Annotated in this window: 23 protein-coding genes, 1 tRNA gene and 1 pseudogene; 19 read left to right on the forward strand and 6 right to left on the reverse strand. The window is 60.1% G+C overall.

Annotated features, from left to right (window positions below; genetic code table 11):
- The first annotated feature begins 5 nt into the window (after positions 1-5).
- From SynA15127_RS12845 to SynA15127_RS12870, 6 genes are all read left to right on the forward strand, one after another.
- The gene (locus tag SynA15127_RS12845; RefSeq protein WP_186484421.1) at positions 6-911 is read left to right on the forward strand and encodes an oxidoreductase; all 906 of its coding nucleotides are present in this window, start codon (positions 6-8) and stop codon (positions 909-911) included.
- On the forward strand, positions 901-2895 hold the full coding sequence (locus tag SynA15127_RS12850; RefSeq protein WP_186484422.1) for a 4Fe-4S binding protein: 1995 nt from the start codon (positions 901-903) through the stop codon (positions 2893-2895). Before SynA15127_RS12845 ends, SynA15127_RS12850 begins: the two co-directional genes overlap by 11 nt.
- Before the next feature lie 4 nt (positions 2896-2899).
- A complete protein-coding gene (locus tag SynA15127_RS12855) occupies positions 2900-3307 on the forward strand; it encodes a transcriptional repressor (RefSeq protein WP_186484423.1) in 408 nt (135 codons plus the stop codon).
- On the forward strand, positions 3304-4038 hold the full coding sequence (locus tag SynA15127_RS12860) for an MBL fold metallo-hydrolase (protein WP_186484424.1): 735 nt from the start codon (positions 3304-3306) through the stop codon (positions 4036-4038). The genes SynA15127_RS12855 and SynA15127_RS12860 overlap by 4 nt, the downstream gene beginning before the upstream one ends.
- 67 nt (positions 4039-4105) lie before the next feature.
- Positions 4106-4342, forward strand: a complete 237-nt coding sequence (locus SynA15127_RS12865; protein ID WP_186484425.1) for a chlorophyll a/b-binding protein — start codon at positions 4106-4108, stop codon at positions 4340-4342.
- A gap of 408 nt (positions 4343-4750) precedes the next feature.
- Positions 4751-4897 carry a hypothetical protein gene (locus SynA15127_RS12870; protein WP_186484426.1) on the forward strand — a complete coding sequence of 49 codons (147 nt, stop codon included), beginning with the start codon at positions 4751-4753 and terminating at the stop codon, positions 4895-4897.
- Between the two features lie 412 nt (positions 4898-5309).
- Here the strand turns inward: SynA15127_RS12870 and SynA15127_RS12875 are convergent, their stop codons facing one another.
- Both SynA15127_RS12875 and SynA15127_RS12880 read right to left on the reverse strand, forming a co-directional pair.
- Complete coding sequence (locus tag SynA15127_RS12875) at positions 5310-5612, reverse strand: hypothetical protein (protein ID WP_186484427.1); 303 nt, start codon at positions 5610-5612, stop codon at positions 5310-5312.
- 525 nt (positions 5613-6137) lie between these two features.
- Positions 6138-6209: transfer RNA gene (locus tag SynA15127_RS12880), tRNA-Val, on the reverse strand.
- A 59-nt stretch (positions 6210-6268) separates the two neighbouring features.
- On the opposite strand from SynA15127_RS12880, the gene SynA15127_RS12885 reads away from it, so the two are divergent.
- Together SynA15127_RS12885 and mazG are read left to right on the forward strand one after the other, a co-directional pair.
- Positions 6269-6751, forward strand: coding sequence for a metal-binding protein (locus tag SynA15127_RS12885; RefSeq protein WP_186484428.1), 483 nt, complete (start codon positions 6269-6271; stop codon positions 6749-6751).
- 30 nt (positions 6752-6781) lie between these two features.
- Positions 6782-7594, forward strand: coding sequence for a nucleoside triphosphate pyrophosphohydrolase (mazG, locus tag SynA15127_RS12890; RefSeq protein WP_186484429.1), 813 nt, complete (start codon positions 6782-6784; stop codon positions 7592-7594).
- Here mazG and SynA15127_RS12895 read toward each other — a convergent pair.
- Together SynA15127_RS12895 and arfB are read right to left on the reverse strand one after the other, a co-directional pair.
- Positions 7554-8294, reverse strand: coding sequence for a dienelactone hydrolase family protein (locus SynA15127_RS12895; RefSeq protein WP_186484430.1), 741 nt, complete (start codon positions 8292-8294; stop codon positions 7554-7556). The genes mazG and SynA15127_RS12895 overlap by 41 nt on opposite strands.
- Before the next feature lie 13 nt (positions 8295-8307).
- Complete coding sequence (gene arfB / locus SynA15127_RS12900; protein WP_186484431.1) at positions 8308-8742, reverse strand: alternative ribosome rescue aminoacyl-tRNA hydrolase ArfB; 435 nt, start codon at positions 8740-8742, stop codon at positions 8308-8310.
- Positions 8743-8807: 65 nt separating this feature from the next.
- On the opposite strand from arfB, the gene speE reads away from it, so the two are divergent.
- Positions 8808-9653, forward strand: a complete 846-nt coding sequence (gene speE / locus SynA15127_RS12905; RefSeq protein ID WP_186484432.1) for a polyamine aminopropyltransferase — start codon at positions 8808-8810, stop codon at positions 9651-9653.
- Positions 9646-10524: an agmatinase gene (gene speB / locus SynA15127_RS12910; protein WP_186484433.1), complete on the forward strand. Its 879-nt coding sequence runs from the start codon at positions 9646-9648 to the stop codon at positions 10522-10524. The genes speE and speB overlap by 8 nt, the downstream gene beginning before the upstream one ends.
- Here the strand turns inward: speB and SynA15127_RS12915 are convergent.
- Together SynA15127_RS12915 and SynA15127_RS12920 are read right to left on the reverse strand one after the other, a co-directional pair.
- The gene (locus tag SynA15127_RS12915; protein ID WP_043693681.1) at positions 10518-10916 is read right to left on the reverse strand and encodes a cyclic nucleotide-binding domain-containing protein; all 399 of its coding nucleotides are present in this window, start codon (positions 10914-10916) and stop codon (positions 10518-10520) included. The two genes, speB and SynA15127_RS12915, sit on opposite strands and share 7 nt — an antisense overlap.
- Positions 10917-11015: 99 nt before the next feature.
- A complete protein-coding gene (locus SynA15127_RS12920; RefSeq protein WP_253912865.1) occupies positions 11016-11231 on the reverse strand; it encodes a hypothetical protein in 216 nt (71 codons plus the stop codon).
- Between the two features lie 137 nt (positions 11232-11368).
- Between SynA15127_RS12920 and gcvT the strand changes: the two genes are divergently transcribed.
- The 9 genes and pseudogenes from gcvT (at position 11369) to SynA15127_RS12965 (ending at position 22325) form a co-directional block, all read left to right on the forward strand.
- Positions 11369-12472 carry a glycine cleavage system aminomethyltransferase GcvT gene (gene gcvT, locus SynA15127_RS12925; RefSeq protein WP_186484434.1) on the forward strand — a complete coding sequence of 368 codons (1104 nt, stop codon included), beginning with the start codon at positions 11369-11371 and terminating at the stop codon, positions 12470-12472.
- A 49-nt stretch (positions 12473-12521) separates the two neighbouring features.
- The gene (gene aspS / locus SynA15127_RS12930) at positions 12522-14351 is read left to right on the forward strand and encodes an aspartate--tRNA ligase (RefSeq protein ID WP_186484435.1); all 1830 of its coding nucleotides are present in this window, start codon (positions 12522-12524) and stop codon (positions 14349-14351) included.
- Between the two features lie 85 nt (positions 14352-14436).
- Complete coding sequence (locus tag SynA15127_RS12935) at positions 14437-15570, forward strand: RpoD/SigA family RNA polymerase sigma factor (protein WP_186484436.1); 1134 nt, start codon at positions 14437-14439, stop codon at positions 15568-15570.
- Positions 15567-16011 (forward strand): annotated as a pseudogene (locus SynA15127_RS12940) (Dps family protein). The gene SynA15127_RS12935 and the pseudogene SynA15127_RS12940 overlap by 4 nt, the downstream one beginning before the upstream one ends.
- Before the next feature lie 70 nt (positions 16012-16081).
- Positions 16082-17716, forward strand: coding sequence for a CTP synthase (locus SynA15127_RS12945; RefSeq protein WP_043693701.1), 1635 nt, complete (start codon positions 16082-16084; stop codon positions 17714-17716).
- Positions 17713-18327 carry a 7-carboxy-7-deazaguanine synthase QueE gene (locus SynA15127_RS12950; RefSeq protein WP_186484437.1) on the forward strand — a complete coding sequence of 205 codons (615 nt, stop codon included), beginning with the start codon at positions 17713-17715 and terminating at the stop codon, positions 18325-18327. The genes SynA15127_RS12945 and SynA15127_RS12950 overlap by 4 nt, the downstream gene beginning before the upstream one ends.
- A gap of 126 nt (positions 18328-18453) precedes the next feature.
- Positions 18454-18657, forward strand: coding sequence for a hypothetical protein (locus SynA15127_RS12955; protein WP_186484438.1), 204 nt, complete (start codon positions 18454-18456; stop codon positions 18655-18657).
- A gap of 78 nt (positions 18658-18735) precedes the next feature.
- Entirely contained in the window at positions 18736-20100 is a 1365-nt protein-coding gene (locus tag SynA15127_RS12960; protein WP_186484439.1) for a hypothetical protein, read from the forward strand.
- 218 nt (positions 20101-20318) lie between these two features.
- Positions 20319-22325 (forward strand): S8 family serine peptidase, encoded by a 2007-nt coding sequence (locus SynA15127_RS12965; RefSeq protein WP_186484440.1) that lies wholly within the window; start codon positions 20319-20321, stop codon positions 22323-22325.
- Positions 22326-22341: the final 16 nt, after the last annotated feature.

The following is a 22341-nucleotide window of genomic DNA, read 5'->3' on the forward strand; positions in this document are numbered from 1 at the left end:
CTCCCGTGGCATGGACCGCTGACGACATCCCCTCGCAGGAGGGTCGCCTTGCCTTGGTCACTGGTGCGAACAGCGGCCTCGGGTTGGCAACCATCCAGGCACTCGCCGCCCGTCAGGCAACCGTGATTCTGGCCTGCCGCTCAAGCAGGAAAGCCGAAGCAGCACAGCAACAGCTGCAGGATCAGGGTCTCAGCCGACTGGAGCTGCTCGAGCTTGACCTGGCCGACCTGAGCAGCGTGAAACGCGCTGCCGAAAGCGTTCGCGATCGCTACGGCCATCTCGATCTGCTCATCAACAATGCCGGGGTGATGGCGCCCCCTCGCCGCACCACCGTTCAAGGTCATGAACTTCAGTTCGGAGTGAATCACCTGGGGCACCAGGCCCTCACCCAAGCGCTGCTGCCCCTGATGGAGAACCGTCCGGATGCCCGCGTGGTGACCGTCACGTCGGGTGCCCAGTACTTCGGACGGATCCACTGGGACGATCCGAACTGGGAACAGCGCTATGAGCGCTACGGCGCCTATGGCCAGAGCAAGCTGGCCAACGTGATGTTCGCTCTGGAGCTGGACGCCCGTTTACGTCAGCGCAGCAGCACCATCCGCTCCCTGGCTGCCCACCCCGGTTTGGCTCGGACCCAGCTGCAACCCACCGCCATCGCCAGTGGCGGCAACGGAGCCGAAGCCCTGGTCTATCGACTGATGGATCCCCTGTTCCAGAGCGCTGCCATGGGAGCCCTGCCCCAGCTGCATGCCGCCACTGCCCCCTCGGCCCAGGGCGGAGAGCACTACGGACCGAACCGGCTCGGTGGCCTTCGAGGCCACCCCAGCCGCTGTCGCGTCGCCCCGACCGCCAACAATCCAGTGGAACGCGAACGCCTCTGGAACCTGAGCGAACAGCTGATTGGTGCCTGACTCCGGCACGGACTTCCAACGACTCGCTCCTTACGTACTGGGGCGGGCGCGCCGAGGGGTGGTGGGATCCAGTCGCTATGCCCAGCGTCTGCGCACCGCCGTGCTGGAGGCTGCCCGTGACGCTGATCGCCGGCCCGTGCTGATCAGTGGTGAACCTGGTCTCGAGAAGGACAATCTCGCGGCTCTCATCCATTTCGGTTCCGGGGAGCGTCGTCGTCTGCTGCTGCGCCTGGACCCGGCGGATCTGCAGGGAAGTGGTCGCCAGCTTCTCGACCATCTGGGAGAGAACAGCCTGCTGGTGAGTGGCATCGATCGGATAGAACCATCTCTGCAGCAGCGGCTGGTGGCCCTGGCCCGCGGTCAGGAACCGGGATTTCAAGGGCGGGTGATGTTCACCAGTGAGAGCCCCGTCCCATGCCTCGATGCCATCGTGATCTCCATCAGGGTGCCTCCTCTGCGGGTGCGCCGCTCCGACCTGGGGGACTGGCTGCGGTACCAGCTGCGGCTGCAGAGCACGAATCGGGGCTGGAACCGAGCACCGCAGCTGCCGGACTCGATCGTGCGTCGCCTCCAGAACCACGACTTTCCAAACAACATCCGCGAACTGGAACATCTGGTGGATCGAGCCCTGCGCCAGGCCCATCAGGACAGTCAGGTGGGGCAGACCAGCGCCGCAGCACCGCCGACGGTGTTGCCGGAAGCCGTGTTCTGGACGAACCAACGGGAACGGAGGCTTCGTTTTGACCTCTGGCGCTGGAAACCGCAACTGCGCGAATGGATGCGTTCCCCCTCTCTTTGGAACGGTCTGTTGTTCGGCCTGGTGAGCTGGTTGTTCGTGGCGGCCAATCTGGCGCTCTGGCTCGGCCCCCAGAACCGTGCTGAGAATCCGGTTCTGATCCTGTTCTGGGCCTGGTGGTGGCCGCTGATCCTGCTGACCTATCCGCTGGTGGGTCGTCTCTGGTGTGCCATCTGCCCCTTCATGGTCTGGGGTGAGATCGCTCAGCGCCTGACTCCCTGGCGCAAGCGGGTCTGGCCCAATGGCGACAGTGATCGCTGGGCCGCTCCGCTGCTGGCGGCTGGATTCGCCGCAATCCTGGTGTGGGAGGAGGTGTGGAATCTGGAGGACACGGCCTGGCTGAGCAGTTGTCTGCTGCTGCTGATCACCGCCGGTGCCGTGCTGAGTTCCCTGGTGTTTGAAAAGCGCTTCTGGTGCCGGCATCTCTGCCCCGTGGGCGGCATGAACGGCCTGTTCGCCAAACTCTCGATCCTGGAACTGCGGGCTGAAGCGGGCACCTGCGGAGGCAGCTGCAGCAGCTACGCCTGTTTCAAAGGGGGGCCTGCGGACGGCGAAGGGCTGGCCAGCAAGGGCTGTCCTCTGGGCACGCACCCGGCTCACCTCAGTGACAATCGCGACTGCGTGCTGTGTCTGACCTGCGCACAGGCTTGCCCGAACCGTTCCGTCCAGCTGCGGTTGCGACCGCCTGCCGCGGACCTTCAGCCGCGCATGCAGCCCCCTGATGGGGAACGAGGTCTGATCCTCGTGCTGGCCGGCGGCATCTGTCTGCATCACTGGCAGCGACTGCTCGGCTGGCTGCCATTGACTCCTGACTCACTTCAGGAGGGAGCTCTGCTTCCACGGCTGAGCATCGCGGTGCTGGCGCTCGCCCTGCCCGCCATGGCGGGACTCTGGCTCGACCGCCGCTGGCTCTACGCCGGCCTGCCATTGCTCTGGTCGTTGCTGCTGGCGCGCCATCTGCCCCTCGGCATGGGTGAAGGCGGCACGCTGCTGCCTGAAGGCTGGCCCCAATGGCAGGCGGACCCGCATGTGATCGGATTTGCACAGACCCTTGTGGTGGTGATCGGATGGGCCGGAGCAGTGGTGCTGTCGCAGCGGCTGATGCGATCCTTCGACCGAAACTGGCGAATCGGCATGGCTGGGCTTGTCTTGATTAGCGTCGGTGGACGCTGGCTGGTGGCGCATTGATCGGATGACAAACACCCTGCCCGCCCCAAGCACCCGTCAGAGAGCCTTGCTCGCCGCCCTCAGGGACTGCGGTAACGAAATGAGCGGGCAGCAGCTGCACCGCAGCCTGGCTGGTGGCCCCTCAGCCATGGGTCTCGCCACGGTGTACCGCAACCTGAGACAACTGCAGCAGAAGGGGATGGTGCGCTGTCGCCATCTGCCGACCGGCGAGGGGCTGTATGCCCCGGTGGAACAGGACCGGCACCACCTCACCTGCGTGGACTGCGGAGAAACACGACCGCTTGATCACTGCCCGATCCAAGGCCTGAGCGTGCCCCAGGACACTCAGAGAGATTTTGAACTGCTGTTTCACACGCTTGAATTCTTCGGCCTCTGTCAACGCTGCCGGGATCGGCAGCAGCTCACGTCATGACCCTCGCTGCCACCTATCTGGGAGCGAACGGCTGGCTGCTCGAGATCGGCTCGCTGCGGATCCTGGTGGATCCATGGCTGCGGGGCATGCTGAGCTTCCCTCCAGGGCCTTGGTTTCTCCGAGGGGAACTCGGAACAGAACAGCCGATTCCTGGTGACCTCGATCTGCTGCTGCTCACCCAGGGACTTGCTGATCATGCCCACCCAGCAACGCTGCGCCTGCTGCCCAGGGATCTGCCGGTGGTCGGCTCGGTTGCTGCTGCCCGTGTGGTGAAGTCACTCGGCTTCCACGCGGTGACGGAGCTCAAGCCTGGTGAAAGCAGCCAACATCAACAGCTGACCATTCGCGCCACTGCCGGCGCACCTGTCCCGCAGGTGGAGAACGGCTATCTCCTGCACCATCCCGACGGCCAGCTTTATCTGGAGCCACACGGCTTCCTCGATCCCAGTCTTCCGCCGCAACCACTGGATGCCGTGATCACACCGATGGTGGATCTCGGACTGCCGCTGGCAGGGGCCTTCGTCAAAGGCTGCTCCGTCGTGCCAGAGCTGGTGAAACGCTTCCAGCCTCGAACCGTCCTCGCCAGCACATCAGGCGGCGATGTTCGCTTCGAAGGAGCGCTCAGCAGCCTGCTGCAGATGGCCGGGTCGGCTGCAGAGACAGCGACATGCCTGCCTGCCGAGACCCGCTGGCTGAATTCCAGCCCTGGCGAGAGGTATCAGCTTCGCTGAGCGGAGAAACGGGCAGGAGACAAATCGAAACAAACGCGTTACATTTTGTATCAATCGCTTAACGGTCATGCAGTCCAACCAAACCAACGAGACGTGGTTTCAGTCCACTGCTGCCCGCGACATTCATCTTGAGCAGCTCAAGCGTGCTGAGCTCTTCAACGGACGCGCGGCCATGCTCGGAATCGTGATCGGAATCCTCACCGAAGGCCTCACCGGTGCCGGCATCGCTCACCAGATCGGCCTCGGCGCCCTGATTGACGGCTATGCGGCCTGCCGCACCCAGTTCCTTCCCTTCTGCTTCTGATCCTTCTGAGCCTCCAGCGAACAGAGGCAGGTCATCGCTGCAGCGCCTTTTGACAGGCTGCGACAGCGGTGACTCAACTTCAGAGGTTCTGACCCTGTGACCTTGAACAGTCAACGAGCGTTGGGCTTCATCAAGTTCTCATGCAGCACTGAGCTGCTTCTTCTATCCAGAGATCGCGGCCATGAAAGGCTGAATGGAAAGAGAAGCAGTCGACATGCAAATCCCGGAAGGATCTCAGGGCACCAGTTCCATTCCTACATCCGCTTCACCTCAACAGCTGAGATCGCTCCATCGACAACGCCATGCCAGCGAGTTGATCGAGTCGGCCAGACAATCACTGCGTGAAGAGTTAAGCCAAAACGGATCAATAGATTTCAACAAAGCCCAGCGAGTGTGATTCAGAGCTGCATGGTGATTAGCAAAATCCTGGAAAAGCTTGAGGGCATGGCACCCATCGAAAATCGTGAGCATATGATTAAACAGACCTCCATCACCCGCCATCAACTCAAGATTTTAATCAGCAACATGACGCAATACAACATCAGCATTCGCTGAAACCATCATCATCTAACCAGGCAATTCCAAAATACCTCTCAGGCAATGCTCACCCATAGGTGAAAAGAGTTGATCACAGTGAAGTGAACCAGACCGAATGAAAATCCATGATTCGCTCATTGGCCTCCTGTGTCGTTGCTTCCCTTCTGAGCGCAACTCCTGCCGTCGCTCAGAATCACAGTTATTTTTCAACGCCTCATTACGGCGGTGGCTATAACTATCGGCACAGCAGCACCGGGAACTTCGGAACCTTCATGCCATCCGCCGCATCAGGACACGGACATGTTCGAGCCGATCAAGCGTGGAATCAGGCAACTTTTGGCCATGCTTACAGAACAACACGGCCGAGCTTCCGTTACTGAATCCGAGATGATGCCGATCGATCATCGCAAAGATTCCCGCGGCAGAAAAATCAGTACGCCCAGAAACAGAACAGATAGATCAGCAACGAAAGGCCGAAAACAGTCATACCAATCGACGTTTTAATTCGCATCCACTTTTTATCCCACTTGTAGGGAGCCATCACAAGAATTGAAAACAATGTAGACGCGGCATACAAAACAAGCGTGTGCTTTGGCTGCTGCTTGGACGACAGGATGACGATGCCATGCCAAAGAAATATCAGCATCGACGTATAGGAGGAAATCGCGCCGAGGTTGTAGAGCAGTTCCTTCCGTTTTTGCAACTGAATTCCAATGGATTGCGAGATTTTCACGAAGCGCAAGCCAGGCGGGACATTTTCTTATAGCCATCCCGCCGAAACCGAGCAAGCTCGCGGCGAACACAACGGGGAAAGGCAGTGAGTGACAGCCGGTGACTCCTTGGACAAAGTGATCGTGATGCCCGATATAAGCACCGGTTCAGGCAACAACTTTCAGACAATTCTCAGCATCTTTAGCTCACCTGGGGGAGTGAATCGCTAGCGGTTCCTGCAAAAGTGGAATCAAACAACACTCAGCCTCACAATCACGATTCGTCCGATGGCTTCAGTTTCCCAGAACCGTTTCAGCATCCAGTGCTTCAAACGATGGAGATGACGTCAGCCATCACCACCTGAGTATTTGTCGGGAAGCCTGATGCCTCCCCAAGAAAAATGGCAGGCTGAAAGCTATACAAAACCCGAAAGGGAAAGGCAGGGCAGTTTGATTGTGCTGATCGATCTCCCGACACAACTTCTTTCGTTCCACCTGTGGCATGAACACACGGAGATCAACCGGAGTGACGGACCTGAATGGACCAATGGGCGATACTGGGATCGAACCAGTGACAATCTCCTTGTAAGGGAGGTGCTCTACCGCTGAGCTAATCGCCCGATGGAGCGGATTCTGCCTCAACGCGGCACGCTGAACCCAGCATGGCCTGAACACGGCGATGGCCTCAGGCCGGAATCACGATCACGCCACAGCTCTCTGGAGCCTGCCTTGGGGCCTCGTGGTCGCGCTGGTTCTGGGCTGGCAGGCTGGTCTGATCGCCGCAGCCTCCTTTCTGATCGGAGGGCTTTGGCTTTCACCCGACCTGGACACCCGATCACTAGCCCTTCATCGCTGGGGAGCGCTGCAGTGGCTTTGGTGGCCTTACCGAACCCTGTTGCCGCATCGCTCGTTCTGGTCCCACGGTCCCGTGATCGGCACGCTGCTGCGTCTGCTGCTGTTGCTTGGCTGGGCCGGTCTGGTGATGGCGCTGCTGCCCGGACAATCCCTCTCTGAACTGATCCAGGCGCTCGTGCAAGGAGTCCGTCGCCATCCCGCATCAGCTCTGGCGGTGCTGCTGAGCCTTGAGGCGAGCGTCTGGCTGCATCTGCTGCTCGACGGTGACCCCTGGCCATCGGAATGGCGCCGGCAGCGCAGGCGGTGAGAGGGTGGGCGCGCAAGCGAACCCAGCACCATGGCTGCTAGCCGCTCCGAGGCCCTGCAGGAGCTGATCGATGTAGTGGCAAGACTGCGGGATCCCGACAGCGGCTGCCCTTGGGATTTGGCCCAGTCCCATGCATCCCTGGTGCCTTACCTGCTGGAAGAGGCCCATGAGGTGGCGGACGCCATCCGCCACAACGATGACGACCACATCAATGAAGAGCTCGGTGACCTGCTGCTGCAGGTGGTGCTTCACGCCCGCATCGCCAGTGAGGAGAAGCGCTTCAACCTCGACACGGTGGCTCGGGGCATCACCGACAAGCTGATCCGCCGTCATCCGCACGTCTTCGGTGGCGACCTCCGCAGCTGGGAGGAGATCAAGGCGGCTGAACAGGCGGACATCCACGGCTGCTCCAACAGCCCCCTGAGCGATCGTCTCGCCGGGAAAGTGCGCGCACTGCCAGCTCTCGCTGGGAGCATGACCATTTCGAAGCAGGCCGCCAAGGCGGGCTTCGAATGGGACAGCATCGACGGGGTCTGGGAGAAGGTGCACGAGGAGCTCGATGAGCTCAAGGAAGCGGTGGCGAGCGGCGATCGGGGCCATGCCCAGGAGGAACTCGGTGACCTGCTGTTCACCCTGGTGAACGTGGCCCGATGGTGTGGCATCGAACCGGAGGAAGGGCTGGCCGGCACCAACCGGCGCTTCCTGGATCGCTTTTCCCGGGTTGAAGCCGCCCTTGACGGCGATCTTCAGGGCCGCAGCATCCTTGAGCTGGAAACTCTCTGGCAACAGGCCAAGGCCCAGATCAAAGCTGAGCAGTCAGCTCCCGCTGCAGAAACGCCATGACTGTTGCCCAGGCCTGATCCGCCAGTGGCGGATCCCAGCGCCAACCGTCATCCCTCAGAAACGTGTGATTGGCGTCAAACAGCACCGTCTCGTGCCGGAGTTCAACCAGAGCACTGAGGATCTGCTCACGAGCTTCTCCGGGAACGTGAGGATCTTCGGACCCGAACACCGTCAGAAGCGCCCCCTGAATCTCCCCGGCCCGCTGCAGTGAATCGGCGACGCCACGGCCGAGCCCACCGTTCTGAAGGCCTGTCGGATAGATGCAGGCCGTGGCCTTGATCTGCGGGCGTAGAGCCGCCCGGAACGCAAGATGACCACCGATGCAGAAACCGATCGCCCCAAGGCGAGCGGCATCCACGGCCTCATCCAGCTCCAACCATTGCAAAACAGCACGGGCATCGGTGTCGTAAGCGCTGACCTCCGTACGGCGTGCGGCGTCATTGCCACGCAGACGCCCGACCGCATCGGGTTCAATCACGGTGCCCACAGGCTCAACCCGGTGAAAAATCTCCGGTGCAGCCACCACGAAGCCATAGCCCGCCAACCGGTTGGCCAGCCGCAGGATTGGGTCCCCGAGCTGATAGATGTCCGAATAAAAAAGGATGCCGGGCCAGGGTCCGGGCGCAACGGGCCGGGCCACGTGGATCCTCATCAGGCTGTCATCAACGGTCAACCCGATGGTCTGCTGCTCGATCCGCATGGATGGCGGTGGATCACTCCTCAAGTGTTGGCTTGTTTCGGCGTTGCCGCTTGAGATCACCGCGCTTTTTCTTGGCCTCCAGACGCCGCTTCACAGCACCCCGACCTGGACGCGTGGCCTTCCGCGATGGAGGAGGAGGCTTGAGGCCCTCCCGCAGGAGATCCGACAGCCGAGCCATGGCGGCTTGGCGGTTCTGCCACTGGGACCGCTCCTCAGCGGCTACGACTCGCAGACAACCATCGGACAGCCTTGACCCCAGCCTCTCCAGCAGCCGTGCCCGACGGACGGGACCGAGCACCGAGCAGGCCTCCAGATCAAGGAGCAGCTCCACCCTGGAATCCGTGGTGTTCACGCCCTGTCCGCCGGGCCCTGAAGCCCTTGAGAAACGCCATTGCAACTCCCCGGCAGGGATCACCAGGCGCTTGTTGACGACGAGATCCTGCACCATGCATTCACGCTGGCATCTTCCCCCGGCTGCGGAGTTAGCTGGAAACAGTCGGAGGTCGGATCACCATGCCCGTTTGGGTTGATGAGGAACATCGGCAGGTCCGTTACGGACTCGCCGGTGAGGTGCTGGTGGAGAAGACCAGTCCTTTCCAACGGATCACCCTGATCCGCAGTGAGCGCTACGGCAATGCATTGCTGCTGGATGGCTGCTGGATGACGGCCGAGAAGCAGGAACGTCACTATCACGAAGCTCTGGTCCATCCGGCCCTCTGCGGGGCCGAGGCGATCGAGCGCGTGCTGGTGATCGGCGGCGGAGATGGCGGCACCGCCAGGGAGTGTCTGCGCCATCAGGGCGTGCAGCATCTGGACATGGTGGAGATCGACGGCGAAGTTGTGAATCTGTGCCGGACCCATCTGCCATCGCTTGGCGGATCCGCCTGGAGCGACCCCCGCCTGCATCTCACCGTGGGGGATGGCATTGCCTGGGCTGCAGACGCCCCGGACAGCAGTTATGACGTGGTGCTGGTGGATGGATCCGACCCCGCCGGCCCGGCAGAAGGCCTGTTCAACCGGGGCTTCTTCGAGCAGTGCCGGCGCATTCTCAGACCTGGCGGCGTGTTCGGCACCCAGAGTGAATCACCGGAAGCCTTCCGAGAGGTGCATATCGCCATGGTGCAACTGATCCGGGAGGTGTTCGGCCACGCGGATCCGATGTACGGCTGGGTACCGATGTACCCCAGCGGATGGTGGAGCTGGACCTTCGCGGCCAAGGATGGCCCCCGGTATCTGCACAGCGACAGCCAGCGGGCAGCGGTCGTGACCTCCGACTGCGAGATCTGGAGTCCGCGCTGGCAGCAAGGGGCCTTCCAGGCCGTCCCCGCATTCATCGATCGGGAGATCAACCATGGCTGATCCGGACAAGCAGCCCTTGTTCGACAGGAGCGGCACCATTTTCATGGCAGCGAAACGCGATGCCTCCGGCTGCCAGGTTGGGCTCTTCGGGGTGCCCTATGACGGCACCACCTCCTTCCGTCCTGGAACCCGCTTCGGACCAGCAGCCATCCGTGAGGTGAGCCAGGGACTGGAGACCTACTGCCCCCAGCTGGATCGGGACCTGGAGGATCTGAGCTTCGCCGATCTGGGAGCCGTGGAGATCCCCTTCGGAGCCCCCGAACCTGTGCTGGAGCTGGTTCGTCAGGCCACAGCCACGGTTCTGACCCAGGGACTGCGGCCCTTGATGCTCGGCGGAGAACACTCGATCAGCTCCGGCGCTGTGGCCGCCGTGGCGGAACGGCACCCCGATCTGGTGCTGGTGCAGCTCGACGCCCACGCCGACCTGCGCGACAGCTGGCTGGGGACACGCCACAGCCATGCCTGTGCCATGCGTCGCTGTCTGGACGTGCTGCCCAGCGGAAAGCTGTTGCAGCTGGCGATTCGCAGCGGCACCCGAGAAGAGTTCCAGGACCTGAAGGCCAGCGGTCGCCGGATCACGGATGCAGAAGCGTTGCGGCAAGCCCTGACACCACTGCAAGGGAAACCGATCTATCTCACGGTGGATCTGGACTGGTTTGATCCAGCGGTCCTACCCGGCACAGGCACACCGGAACCCGGAGGCTTCCACTGGCGGGACTTCGCCGCAGTGATCGAGATCCTGCAACACCATCAGCTGGTGGCGGCCGACGTGGTGGAACTCGCTCCGCAGCTCGACACCAGTGGGATCAGCGCTGTCTTGGCCGCCAAGGTCACCCGCAGCCTGCTGCTGCTGCTCGGAAACCGTCAATAGAAGTGCCGCGCCTGGCTGCGCTGCTGCCGCAGCCGCTGGTGCTGCTTCAGCAGCAGATCGAGCACGAGGGTGGGATGCCGATGAATCAAGGTCAGAAAACCGGTCCGATTCAATCGGATCAGCGCCAGCGGAGTCAGTGCCCTTGCATCACGACTGTGATATTCGGTGGCCGCAACGAGATCTTCGTAGAAGAACAGTTCACCAGGCCCGTAACGCATGCGATTGCGAGGGCCACTGCTGAGCTCCACGAGACCTCGCTGAACGACGTGGATCGCCTGAACCGGCTCTCCCCTCCGAAACACCAACGCACCGGTCGGAAGGGTGAGGCGGTCCCCCTCAGGGTGCTCCTCCATCAGCTCGAGCGGCGTCGCTTTGGTGCCGGAAGCACTCAAATCCAATCAAATTCAGACGATTATTTTCTGATTATCTCTCCTTGTACGAGGTGAGCAGGATCACACATATGCAAATTGGCTCGGTTTCTTGAGTCGGCCTCAAGCCAAGGCCCGGTCAAGTTCCAGCTGATGGTCCATCTCCTGGACAACGGCAGCGCCGATCCTGGGCAGCTCCGGCGACCGTGGCGTCCAGTGGTGACAGACCACAAGATCAGCCACCTCAGCGTGAACCTCCAGACGGCGCAAGCGGCACCAACCGGCAGCAGCCGCTCCTCCACCGGAGCAGTGCTGACAGGTTCGGCAACAGAGCCGCATGGACACGGGGAGATCCCCTGAATGAAAGCTCAGGGTAAGGACGGTTCAGAAAATGGACGAAGTCAGCACACGAATTTCCGGTTTCACTTCCAACTGCTGAAGCGGTCCATAAGATTGCGCGTCGCCACTGATGGGCCATGGCACTCCTGCATACCCCGCTCCACGACCTCTGCCGCGAGGGCGGTGGCCGCATGGTCCCCTTTGCCGGATGGGAGATGCCGGTGCAGTTCAGCGGATTGATTCAGGAACACAAAGCTGTCCGTGAACGGATGGGGATGTTCGATATCTCCCACATGGGCGTCCTGCGACTGGACGGCCCGAAGCCCAAGGATGCTCTGCAACAGCTCGTCCCAACCGACCTTCACCGCATCGGCCCGGGTGAAGCCTGCTACACGGTGCTGCTCAACGACCGAGGAGGCATCCGCGACGATCTGATCGTTTACGACCGCGGTGCCCTGGATGCTGATCGCGGCTCACTTGTTCTGGTGATCAACGCGGCCTGCGCCGACAACGACACCGCCTGGATCCGTGAACGGATGGAACCGGCTGGACTGACGGTCACCGACAGCAAGGCTGACGGTGTGCTGCTGGCCCTCCAGGGTCCGCAGGCCATCCCCCTGCTGGAACGTCTCAGTGGCAGCGATCTGAGTGGCCTTCCCCGCTTCGGGCACCGAGACCTGACCCTTGAAGGGCTGAGTCAACCGGTGTTCACGGCCCGGACGGGGTACACCGGTGAGGACGGCGCAGAGCTGCTGCTCAGCGCCGCCGACGGGCCGAAGTTCTGGAAACAGCTGCTGGAGGAGGGCGTCACTCCCTGCGGACTGGGAGCACGGGACACCTTGCGCCTCGAAGCGGCCATGCATCTCTACGGGCAGGACATGGACGCTGACACCACCCCCTTCGAAGCAGGGCTGGGATGGCTGGTGCACCTCGAAATGCCAGCGGACTTCGTGGGCCGGCAGGCGCTGGAACGGGCTGCCGAAGTCGGCCCGTCCCGACGACTGGTGGGGCTGAAACTGCAGGGACGCGCCATCGCCCGCCATGACTACCCGGTGCTGCACAACGGCGAACGCATCGGCATCGTCACCAGCGGAACCTGGTCTCCGACGCTTGAGGAGCCCATCGCCCTGGCCTCGGTGCCACCGGCGCTGGCCAAAGTCGGCACCGAACTGACCGTTGAGATCCGCGGCAAGGCCCAACCCGCCACCGTTGTCAAACGGCCCTTCTATCGACGGGCCTGAGGCGGGCCTGAGCTATGGGAAACTCGCCTGTCACCATCTGAGACACCCCATGCGCAGCAACGGTTGCGGCGACCTGCGCGAGCAGAACATCGACGACGCTGTGCAGCTCTGCGGCTGGGTGGACCGGCGTCGAGACCACGGCGGTGTGATCTTCATCGACCTGCGCGACCGCAGCGGCACGGTTCAGATCACGGTGGACCCTGATCTGGGCTCGGAAGCCTTTGCTGTCGCAGAACATCTCCGCAGTGAAACCGTCCTGCAGGTGCATGGCAGGGTGCGAGCCAGGCCGGCGGAATCCCTGAACGACAAGCTGGCCACCGGTGCCGTGGAGGTGCTGGCCAGCGGCATCACCGTGCTGAACAGCGTGAAGGGCAATCTGCCTTTTCCGGTCTCGGTCCACGACGAGGAAAACACCCGCGAGGAGTTGCGGCTGCGCCATCGCTACCTGGATCTGCGCCGCAAGCGCATGAACGACAACCTGCGTCTGCGGGCCCAGACGATTCAGGCAGCCCGCCGCTTTCTTGAGAGCGAGGGCTTCATTGAAGTCGAAACCCCGGTGCTCACACGCTCAACCCCGGAAGGCGCCCGCGATTACGTGCTGCCCAGCCGCGTCTGCGGTGGCGAATGGTTCGCTCTGCCCCAGTCACCCCAGCTGTTCAAGCAGCTGCTGATGGTGGGCGGCATCGAGCGGTACTACCAGGTGGCTCGCTGCTTCCGAGACGAGGATCTGCGCGCCGATCGACAGCCGGAATTCACCCAGCTGGACATCGAGATGAGCTTCATGGACCAGGAGCAGATCCTGGAGCTGAACGAATCCCTGATCTGCTCCATCTGGAAGGGTGTGAAGGGCATCGAACTGCCGAGGCCCTTCCCGCGCATGACCTGGCATGACGCGATGGAGCGGTACGGCACCGATCGGCCGGACACCCGCTATGGCATGGAGCTCACCAACGTGAGCGACATCGTCAAGGACATGGGCTTCAAGGTGTTCAGCGGTGCCGTGAAGTCCGGCGGCGCTGTGAAGTGCATCGCAGTGCCCGGCGGCAACGATGCGGTGAGCAACGTGCGGATCAAGCCCGGCGGCGATGTGTTCAGCGAAGCCCAGAAAGCCGGTGCCGGTGGCTTGGCCTTCATCCGCGTGCGCGAGGACGGTGAGATCGACACCATCGGAGCCATCAAGGACAACCTCTCCGAGGAGCAGAAACATGAGCTTCTGAGTCGCACAGATGCCTCACCCGGCACGCTGCTGCTGTTCGGAGCCGGAGACACCGCCACGGTGAACAAGGCGCTCGACCGCGTGCGCCAATACCTGGCCAAGGAGCTGGGCATGGTCAAGGCCGAGCGCGACAACGACCAATGGAACTTCCTCTGGGTGGTGGACTTCCCGATGTTCGAGTTCAACAGCGACGAAAACCGCTACGAAGCGCTGCACCACCCCTTCTGCGCACCGAACATCCAGGATCTCGGTAGTGATCCGACCCAATGGGCAAGCACTCTGCCCTCAGCCCGTGCCCAGGCCTACGACCTGGTGCTCAATGGTCTGGAACTGGGCGGTGGCTCCCTGCGCATCCACGACTCCGCCTTGCAGCGCCAGGTGCTGCAGACCGTCGGTCTGCCCTTGCAGGCAGCCCAGGAGCAGTTCGGCTTCCTGATGGATGCTCTCGATGTGGGCGCCCCACCTCACGGCGGCCTGGCCTTCGGAATAGACCGCATGGTGATGCTGCTGGCCGGTGAGGAATCGATCCGCGACACCATCGCCTTCCCCAAGACCCAACAGGCCCGTTGCCTGATGACCAGCGCCCCAGGCGGGGTGGCCGACAAGCAGCTGGAGGAGCTGCACGTCGCCAGCACCTGGGTGGATCCCGACACAGAAGCCTGAGCAGATCCCGAAGGGAATCGGCGCTTTTCTCGCACCGGAAGAATCCAGAGTGAACAGTGAAGTCGGATACCTCTGCATTGCGCTGTTGCCCCGCCAACCCCGACGGACAGGGGAAACCCGTGAACGCCGCAGCCGCAGCACGACGGATCTGCTGCGGCTGTACCTGCAGGACATCGGTCGCGTTGATCTGCTGACCAATGAGGAGGAGGTGACCCTGGCACGCCTGGTGCAACAGCGTGAAACGCTGCTGCACCAGCAGAAGGATCTTGCCGAGCACGATCCCGCCATCAGCGAGCTGCATCGCCTGGAGGAACTGCAACGACGCGAAGCGAATCAACACAGCCACTGGCCGACTCGACAGGAGTGGGCCAGGGCCGCCGGCATCAGTCTTCAGGAACTGCAGAACAGGCTCGAAGCCGGCTATTCCGCCTGGGCGCAGCAGGCCTCTCTGGAGCCGAAAACACTCAGGACGGCACTGCGAGAGGGGAGACGGGCCAAAGACCACATGATCCAGGCCAACCTTCGCCTGGTGGTGGCCGTCGCCAAGAAATATCAACAACGGGGCATGGAACTGCTGGATCTGGTGCAGGAAGGCACCCTCGGCCTGGAACGGGCGGTGGAAAAGTTTGATCCCACCCGTGGCTTCCGCTTCAGCACCTATGCCTACTGGTGGATCCGTCAGGGCATCACCCGGGCGATCGCGACCCAGAGCCGCACCATCCGACTGCCGGTGCACGTCACCGAGAAATTGAACCGCATCAAACGGGTGCAGCAGGAAATCGCCAGCAACGAGGGGAGGATTGCCTCAATCTCCGATCTGGCCCGTGAACTTGGCCTCTCGGAAGACACCGTGCGACAGACCCTGGCGCGGGTGCCCAGATCGGTCTCACTCGACACCCGTGTCGGTCGCGATCAGGACACGCAACTGGGGGATCTCATCGAAGACGGCAAGGCCACCCCGGAACAGACCCTCACCCACGATGAACTGCACAACGACCTGGAGCATCTGCTGGATGAACTCACCAGCCGGGAGGCCGCTGTGCTGCGTCGACGCTTCGGACTGGAGGACGACACGCCACAGACCCTGGCCCAGATCGGGGAGCAGCTCAAACTTTCCAGGGAGAGAGTGCGCCAGATTGAAACCCGTGCCCTGCTGAAACTGAGGCAGCCCCAGCGCCGCAGCAAGGTTCGCGATTACATCCAGGGCTTGGATTCCTGATCCTTAATCACATCGTCATCAGCGCCCAGCAACGTCAACAGATTTCCGAAGGTCTGAATCGAGTGCTGGCAGATACCTATGTGCTTTACGGCAAAACGCACGGCTTCCACTGGCATGTCACTGGACCGATGTTCAACACGCTCCATCTGATGTTCATGGAGCAGTACACGGAGCTGTGGACTGCCCTCGACGAGATCGCAGAACGGATTCGGGCCCTCGGAGTACCGGCACCATTCGGCAGCACCCTCAGCGCCTTGGCCTCGCTTGAGGACTCATCCAGCCTCACACCAGGGACGGTCACGAGGCAGTGGCGCGAACGGCACGCAGCGTGTTTTCAGTGGCTGATGAAGCCAACGATCAGCCCAGTGCTGATCTGCTCACGCAGCGCCTGCAGATCCACGAAAAAACCGCCTGGATGTGCGCAGCCTGCTAGAGGACTGAATGGATCGTTGCCTGGGGCTCTGGAGGCCAAAGGCGACGAAAGCTACCTTAAAGAATCGCCAGGCAGGTCATGGCCAAATTCGTCTTCATCACCGGTGGTGTCGTCTCCAGCATCGGCAAGGGGATCGTGGCCGCAAGCCTGGGGCGACTGCTGAAATCCCGCGGGTACAACGTCTCGATCCTGAAGCTGGATCCCTACCTGAATGTGGATCCGGGCACGATGAGCCCGATCCAGCACGGTGAGGTGTTCGTCACCGAAGACGGCGCCGAGACCGATCTGGACCTTGGTCATTACGAACGCTTCACCGACACCGCCATGTCACGCCTCAACAGCGTGACCACGGGATCGATCTACCAGGCGGTGATCAACAAGGAACGCCGAGGCGACTACAACGGCGGGACGGTCCAGGTGATCCCCCACATCACAGGGGAGATCCGCGAGCGCATCCACCGGGTGGCAGCGAACAGCAATGCCGATGTGGTGATCACGGAGATCGGAGGCACGGTGGGCGACATCGAATCACTCCCCTTTCTCGAAGCCATCCGTGAATTCCGGGGGGATGTAGGGCGCCGCGACCTCGCCTACATCCACGTCACACTGCTGCCCTTCATCGGCACCTCCGGAGAGCTGAAGACCAAACCCACGCAGCACTCGGTGAAGGAGCTGCGATCCATCGGCATCCAGCCCGATGTGCTCGTCTGCCGCAGCGACCGCAAGCTCGGGGAGGAGATGAAGCGCAAGATCGGAGGCTTCTGCGGCGTCCCCACACGAGCCGTGATCCCCTCCCTGGATGCCGACAGCATCTATGCCGTTCCTCTCAACCTTGAGGTGGAGGGGCTCTGTCGCGAAGTGCTCGACGTGCTGGATCTCACCGATCACGACAGCGACATGGACGGCTGGGCTCAGCTGGTGCACAAACTCCGCAACCCCGGCCCGGCGGTGAAGGTGGCGCTTGTCGGCAAGTACATCCAGCTGAACGATGCCTATCTCTCAGTTGTGGAGGCCCTGCGGCACGCCTGCCTCACCCAGGACGCCTCCCTGGACCTGCACTGGGTCTGTGCCGAACAGATTGAGAGTGAGGGTGCCGATGCACTGCTGCGCGGCATGGACGCGGTAGTGGTGCCGGGAGGCTTCGGTAATCGAGGGGTCGACGGCAAGATCGCTGCCATCCGCTGGGCCAGGGAACAACGGGTGCCTTTCCTCGGTCTCTGTCTCGGCATGCAGACCGCCGTGATCGAGTGGGCGAGGAACCTGGCTGGCCTCACGGAAGCGACGAGCGCTGAACTGGATGCCGGCACCCCTCACCCGGTGATCCATCTGTTGCCGGAACAGCAGGATGTTGTGGACTTGGGAGGCACCATGCGTCTCGGGGTTTATCCATGCCGCATTGCACCGGAAACCCTGGCGCATCGCCTTTACGACGATGAAGTGGTCTACGAGAGACATCGTCATCGTTATGAGTTCAACAATGCCTACCGCAACCTGTTCCTCGAATCCGGTTACGTGGTGAGCGGCACCTCACCGGACGGTCGCCTGGTGGAACTGATCGAACTGAAAGGGCATCCCTTCTTCACAGCCTGCCAGTACCACCCGGAATTCCTTTCACGCCCTGGTCGGCCCCACCCGCTGTTCCGAGGGCTGATTGAGGCAGCTCAACAACGCCTGCCAGCATCACCAGTGGAGGCACTGAAGACTCAGCGATGAGTCCTCCGGATTCGCTTCCCGTTGTGGAGACCTTCCACTCTCTTCAGGGTGAGGGGCATCACTGCGGACGCAGTGCCTTCTTCATCCGACTGGCTGGATGCAAGGTGGGCTGCACCTGGTGTGACACCAAGCATTCATGGCCTCTGGAGAACCATCCGCGCCGGAACATCGATGCCCTGGCACAGGAAGCCGTCGAAGCCGCACGCAATGGCGCAGCCTTCACCGTGATCACCGGAGGAGAACCCCTTCACCACGACCTGTCACGCCTGACAGACGTTCTCGCGGAACATGGCAACGAAACACACCTGGAAACAAGCGGTGTCGACCGCCTCAGCGGCTCTCCGGACTGGATCACACTCTCCCCCAAACGCCACTGTCCTCCGCGCAGAGAACTGCTTCAGCGTTGCGACGAGCTCAAGGTGATCGTCCATGAACTGGACGATCTCAGCTTCGCCGAGGAGATGGCCTCACAAACCAGTCCTGGAACGGTGCTTCTGCTGCAACCGGGTTGGCAAAGCGAAGACGGTCAACGTCTGTCCATTGAGCATGTCCGGTGCCAGCGTCGCTGGAAGCTCGGACTTCAGACCCATAAATGGCTGGGGCTGCGGTAGCAGGAAAGCGGCTGATCCCCCATTTGGGGAAAAAAAGCATGCTTTTACCCCCCAAATGGGGGTACAAAAAGCCTGCTAATGCCTAGAGGCTGGAGTCACGTTCAGACCCTGAAAGGTCAAACAACCATGACAGCTTCAAACTCTCCGATGAGCCAGGTGCAGGCAAGCCGCCTGGGTCGATCCGCCATCACCTTCTTTGTCCAGCCAGAGTCCAAAGCCTCGATACGTGCAGCGCTCGCCGATGGTGGATATGGAACAAGCTTTCAACAGGGCATCGTCAGCCTGCTGAACGAATTGATGGTGCAACAGAACAGGGAACCGATCACCTGACCCGGAAGACAGGTAAAGTCGAGGCGAGTGTGGCAACAATCAAGATCAACAGCTCTGCGCAAGAAGTACCCAAATCCCATGATTCCATCGATTGCAGAACTGATCAGCCCAGAATTAGCAGGAGCAAGTGCACGTATCTTTGGAGACGATAGTGAAAATGTACGCATTTATATCCATGACGAAAGTGGCGACACCTACATCGGAGGCGGCAGCGTCGGGCCTCAGTGGATTAGCACAATGGCAATCGATGATGAACGATACAGCTGGATTTTGAATGCTTTCCAAAAATTGGATCAACAACTTGATCTGGATTTCGTCGAAAGCAGCACACCCAATGGCAGTCAGATCAATATTTACTTTGATACTGAAATCGAAGTCGGAGGATCAGGAACAACACTTGGCTTGGCCCTCAGCAATGAGGGGCGACGTCGATCCTGGTGGGAAATCGTCATCAATGCTCCTGTGCTTGCCAATGACCAGGATTATCTCGACTTTGCGATCGTTCACGAACTCGGACATGTCATGGGCCTGGAACACCCTTTTGACAGCAGCGATGGGGACGTCGCCGGAGAACGCTTCGGTGATCCGGATGCATCGGAGACGACAATGTCGTACACCAAGCCAGACGAAGGGTGGCCTGACTTTTATTCCGACGCTGACCTCACAGCAATGGCAGCAATCTGGGGACTGGAGGATGACAGGGGAGAGGACTGGCTGATCAAAGACCGAGACGGGAATGCCCTGCTGTTCACGGCAGACGCCGCCAATGAACGTTTGCGAGAGGAACTCAGCGGTGATCTTGTCATTGGACAGGCTCCAGGAAAGCCACCGGAACCCATCCTTGCCCTTGATCAGAATGGAACACAACTCAAGATCAAACAACTGGTCAACGCTGGGAGCTGGCAATATCGCTGGGAAAATGAATCCGACTGGACAACACAAGTCAATCCGACAGACCGTAATGCCAGTGTGCTGGAATTACACAGTGACGGCAGTGACAGCCTGACACTCACCAGTGAGACAGTGCAGGCACTGGAGGTACGACAAGTAGATCGCTGGGAGCGAGCATCAGAAACAGTGATCCGCTATGCCGGCATCAACCAACTGAATGAAACAGCACCTGAATCAGTAACTGATGTGATAAATGAGCCGGATGAAATTACGAATTGGCAATCGGACTTCAATGCCGATGGAGAAACTACAGCAGCCCTGGAAGGTCACATTCTGCTACGCCATCTTCTGGGAACGTTTCCTGGAGAAGCTCTGATTCAGAGCATTCAGGGGGTTGCCTCCGAAAACCATATGCTGGTTGGAAGCGACACCAACGCCGGACAACTCGAGACCTGGTTGGAGCAAGGAAAAGCCGTTGGCGGCTTCGGTGGAAACAACAGCCAACCCCTGAATGCACTGGCTGAAGGATTGGCGTTCATCCAAACCATTTGATTTTCGGTGATCTGGATCACCCCAGGAACAGCATTGAGATGGTAAAGAACAAAAACTGGGTGATTTATTGGCTAATAGCGTTGATCACCCAGGCAGAAAGAAGCCTGCTTTGCATGTTTTCTGAACGATAAATCACAATATCAAACCTTAAATTTGGCTGACAAACAGACGAATCATGGCTAGAATTTGATGAAAGTGTCAATCCTCAGCTGGAAGTCATGTCGAAGACGCAATCGATCGCAGTAACACCAGTTCTTGCAGACGATTCCAAGTCCCTGCTGGTACCTGTGTACTATCGCGTTGCTTCTGACGACGTCAACGATCCTGCAAGCGTCAACCTGGCTGGCGTGGGCGCGGTTGTGACCTTCGACAGTTCGAAGCTGACCTTCGATGGCTATACCGCTGAGCTTGGGACCGATCTCTTCCAGGCACCGACTCTGTTCAGCGAATCTGATCTGCGCGGCTCACTGGAAAGCAGTGGCAGGACTTTTACAGGGCTTGAAGCTGGCGAGATCGACGGAAATACATCAACGAATACAGGTATTGCCTTTAACTACATTGTCGCGAACGAGTTGTTCGACGACGATCCGAACACCACCTGGGGCGGAGAAATTGACTGGCCTGGCGACGAGAAGGCCCTGAGCGAAAGCGGTATCAAACTATTCAACCTTCACTTCACAGCGAAAGATGACTTCGCAGCCGACCAGGGACAAACACCAATTAATGTCTACCTGTCAACAACAGCACCAAACTACAGCGGCTCAGGCAGTAATGGTTTTGCAGTTCTGGATGCAACGGCAGCAGGGCTGAGTAGCGTCTCGATCAGTTCCACAGCGGACTTCGTCGCAGAAGCAGCCGCAGATGAATCAACTACGGTGACTTTCACCGTCTCCAGAAGCGGAGATCTGACAGGTGCAGCAACGGTCAACTGGAGAATCAAAAGTTCCAACGAAGCCGACTTTGTAGAGTCAACAAACACCTCCGATACAAGCACTGATACCAATACGGATACAACCAACAACAGCAGAACCGGAAGCGGCACACTCTCAGGATTCCTAAACGACACGATCAGCACAGACGATCTCAGCAACGGTAGTGATGCCAGTGGAACCGTCAGCTTCAATGCTGGCGACGGAGACTCAAAAACAATAACAATCACCCTCAGTGGTGACTCAAACTATGAACCTGATGAGCAGCTAGTTGTTGAACTGAGCAATCCGACCGGGAATGCAGTTCTGCAATCCGGTCAATTCAGAGCATCGACTGTCATCGTCAACGACGACACACCGGCTGAACGGCTGGTGGTCAACAACCCAGCTTTTGATCTCATCGGTTTAACAGGGCTGCGTAATGACCCTCGTTACACTGCAATCGACGGGAAACGGCCACTGCTGTTTGGCGAAAACATTGAAAACTACAAAAATTTCAGTGTCGCAGTACTTGATTCAGGGGTTGAGGGAACACATGACAAACTGAAAGATAATTTTGCGGGTTATGTCGATTTCATCGGCAGTGCTGGAAACGGCACAACCCGGCAACTGACTCTGCTGGATACAAACAACGATGGCACAGTTACTGACGCTGAAATAGCAGCAGCTACTGATGAATTCATCGACAACGTCGGCCATGGCACCCACGTCGCAGGAACCGTTGGCTCAAGCGATCCAGAAATCGGAGTGGCCACTGGCGTCGATGTACTGGGCCTACGAGTTGGTGACGCTTATGGAATGAATGCAGCTGATATCAATGAAGCCCTGCGCTGGGTTCTGCAACACCGAACCGAGCACAACATCATTGCTGTCAACATGTCTCTGGGTGGAGGGTTCTTCGCCACCCGTCCAGAAGATGATCCGTCTGTCCAACAGGTCAGAGAAATCATCCAAGAGCTCGAAGATCACGGCATCACAGTTGTCTCAGCTGCTGGCAACAGTTATTTCGCCAATCACCTGAACAATGATCTAAGAGAAAACCTGGCTACCCCTGCCATCGCAAGTTCGCTGGCGGTTGGAGCTGTCTGGAAAGACAATTCTCTGACCAATGTTCAGACAGGTGGAGGGGCAATTGACTTTACAACCGGTGCCGACCGGATTACCGCCTTCTCTCAACGACTCAGCACCTACGACGGCATGCTGTTCGCTCCTGGAGCGATGATCCCTTCCACAGTGCCGGGAAATGAAATCGGATCCAAAGCCGGCTCATCCATGGCATCACCCATGGTGGCTTGAGCGGTTGCTCTACTCC

Origin of the sequence: Synechococcus sp. A15-127 (assembly GCF_014280215.1) — a bacterium.
Classification (GTDB): Bacteria; Cyanobacteriota; Cyanobacteriia; order PCC-6307; family Cyanobiaceae; genus Parasynechococcus.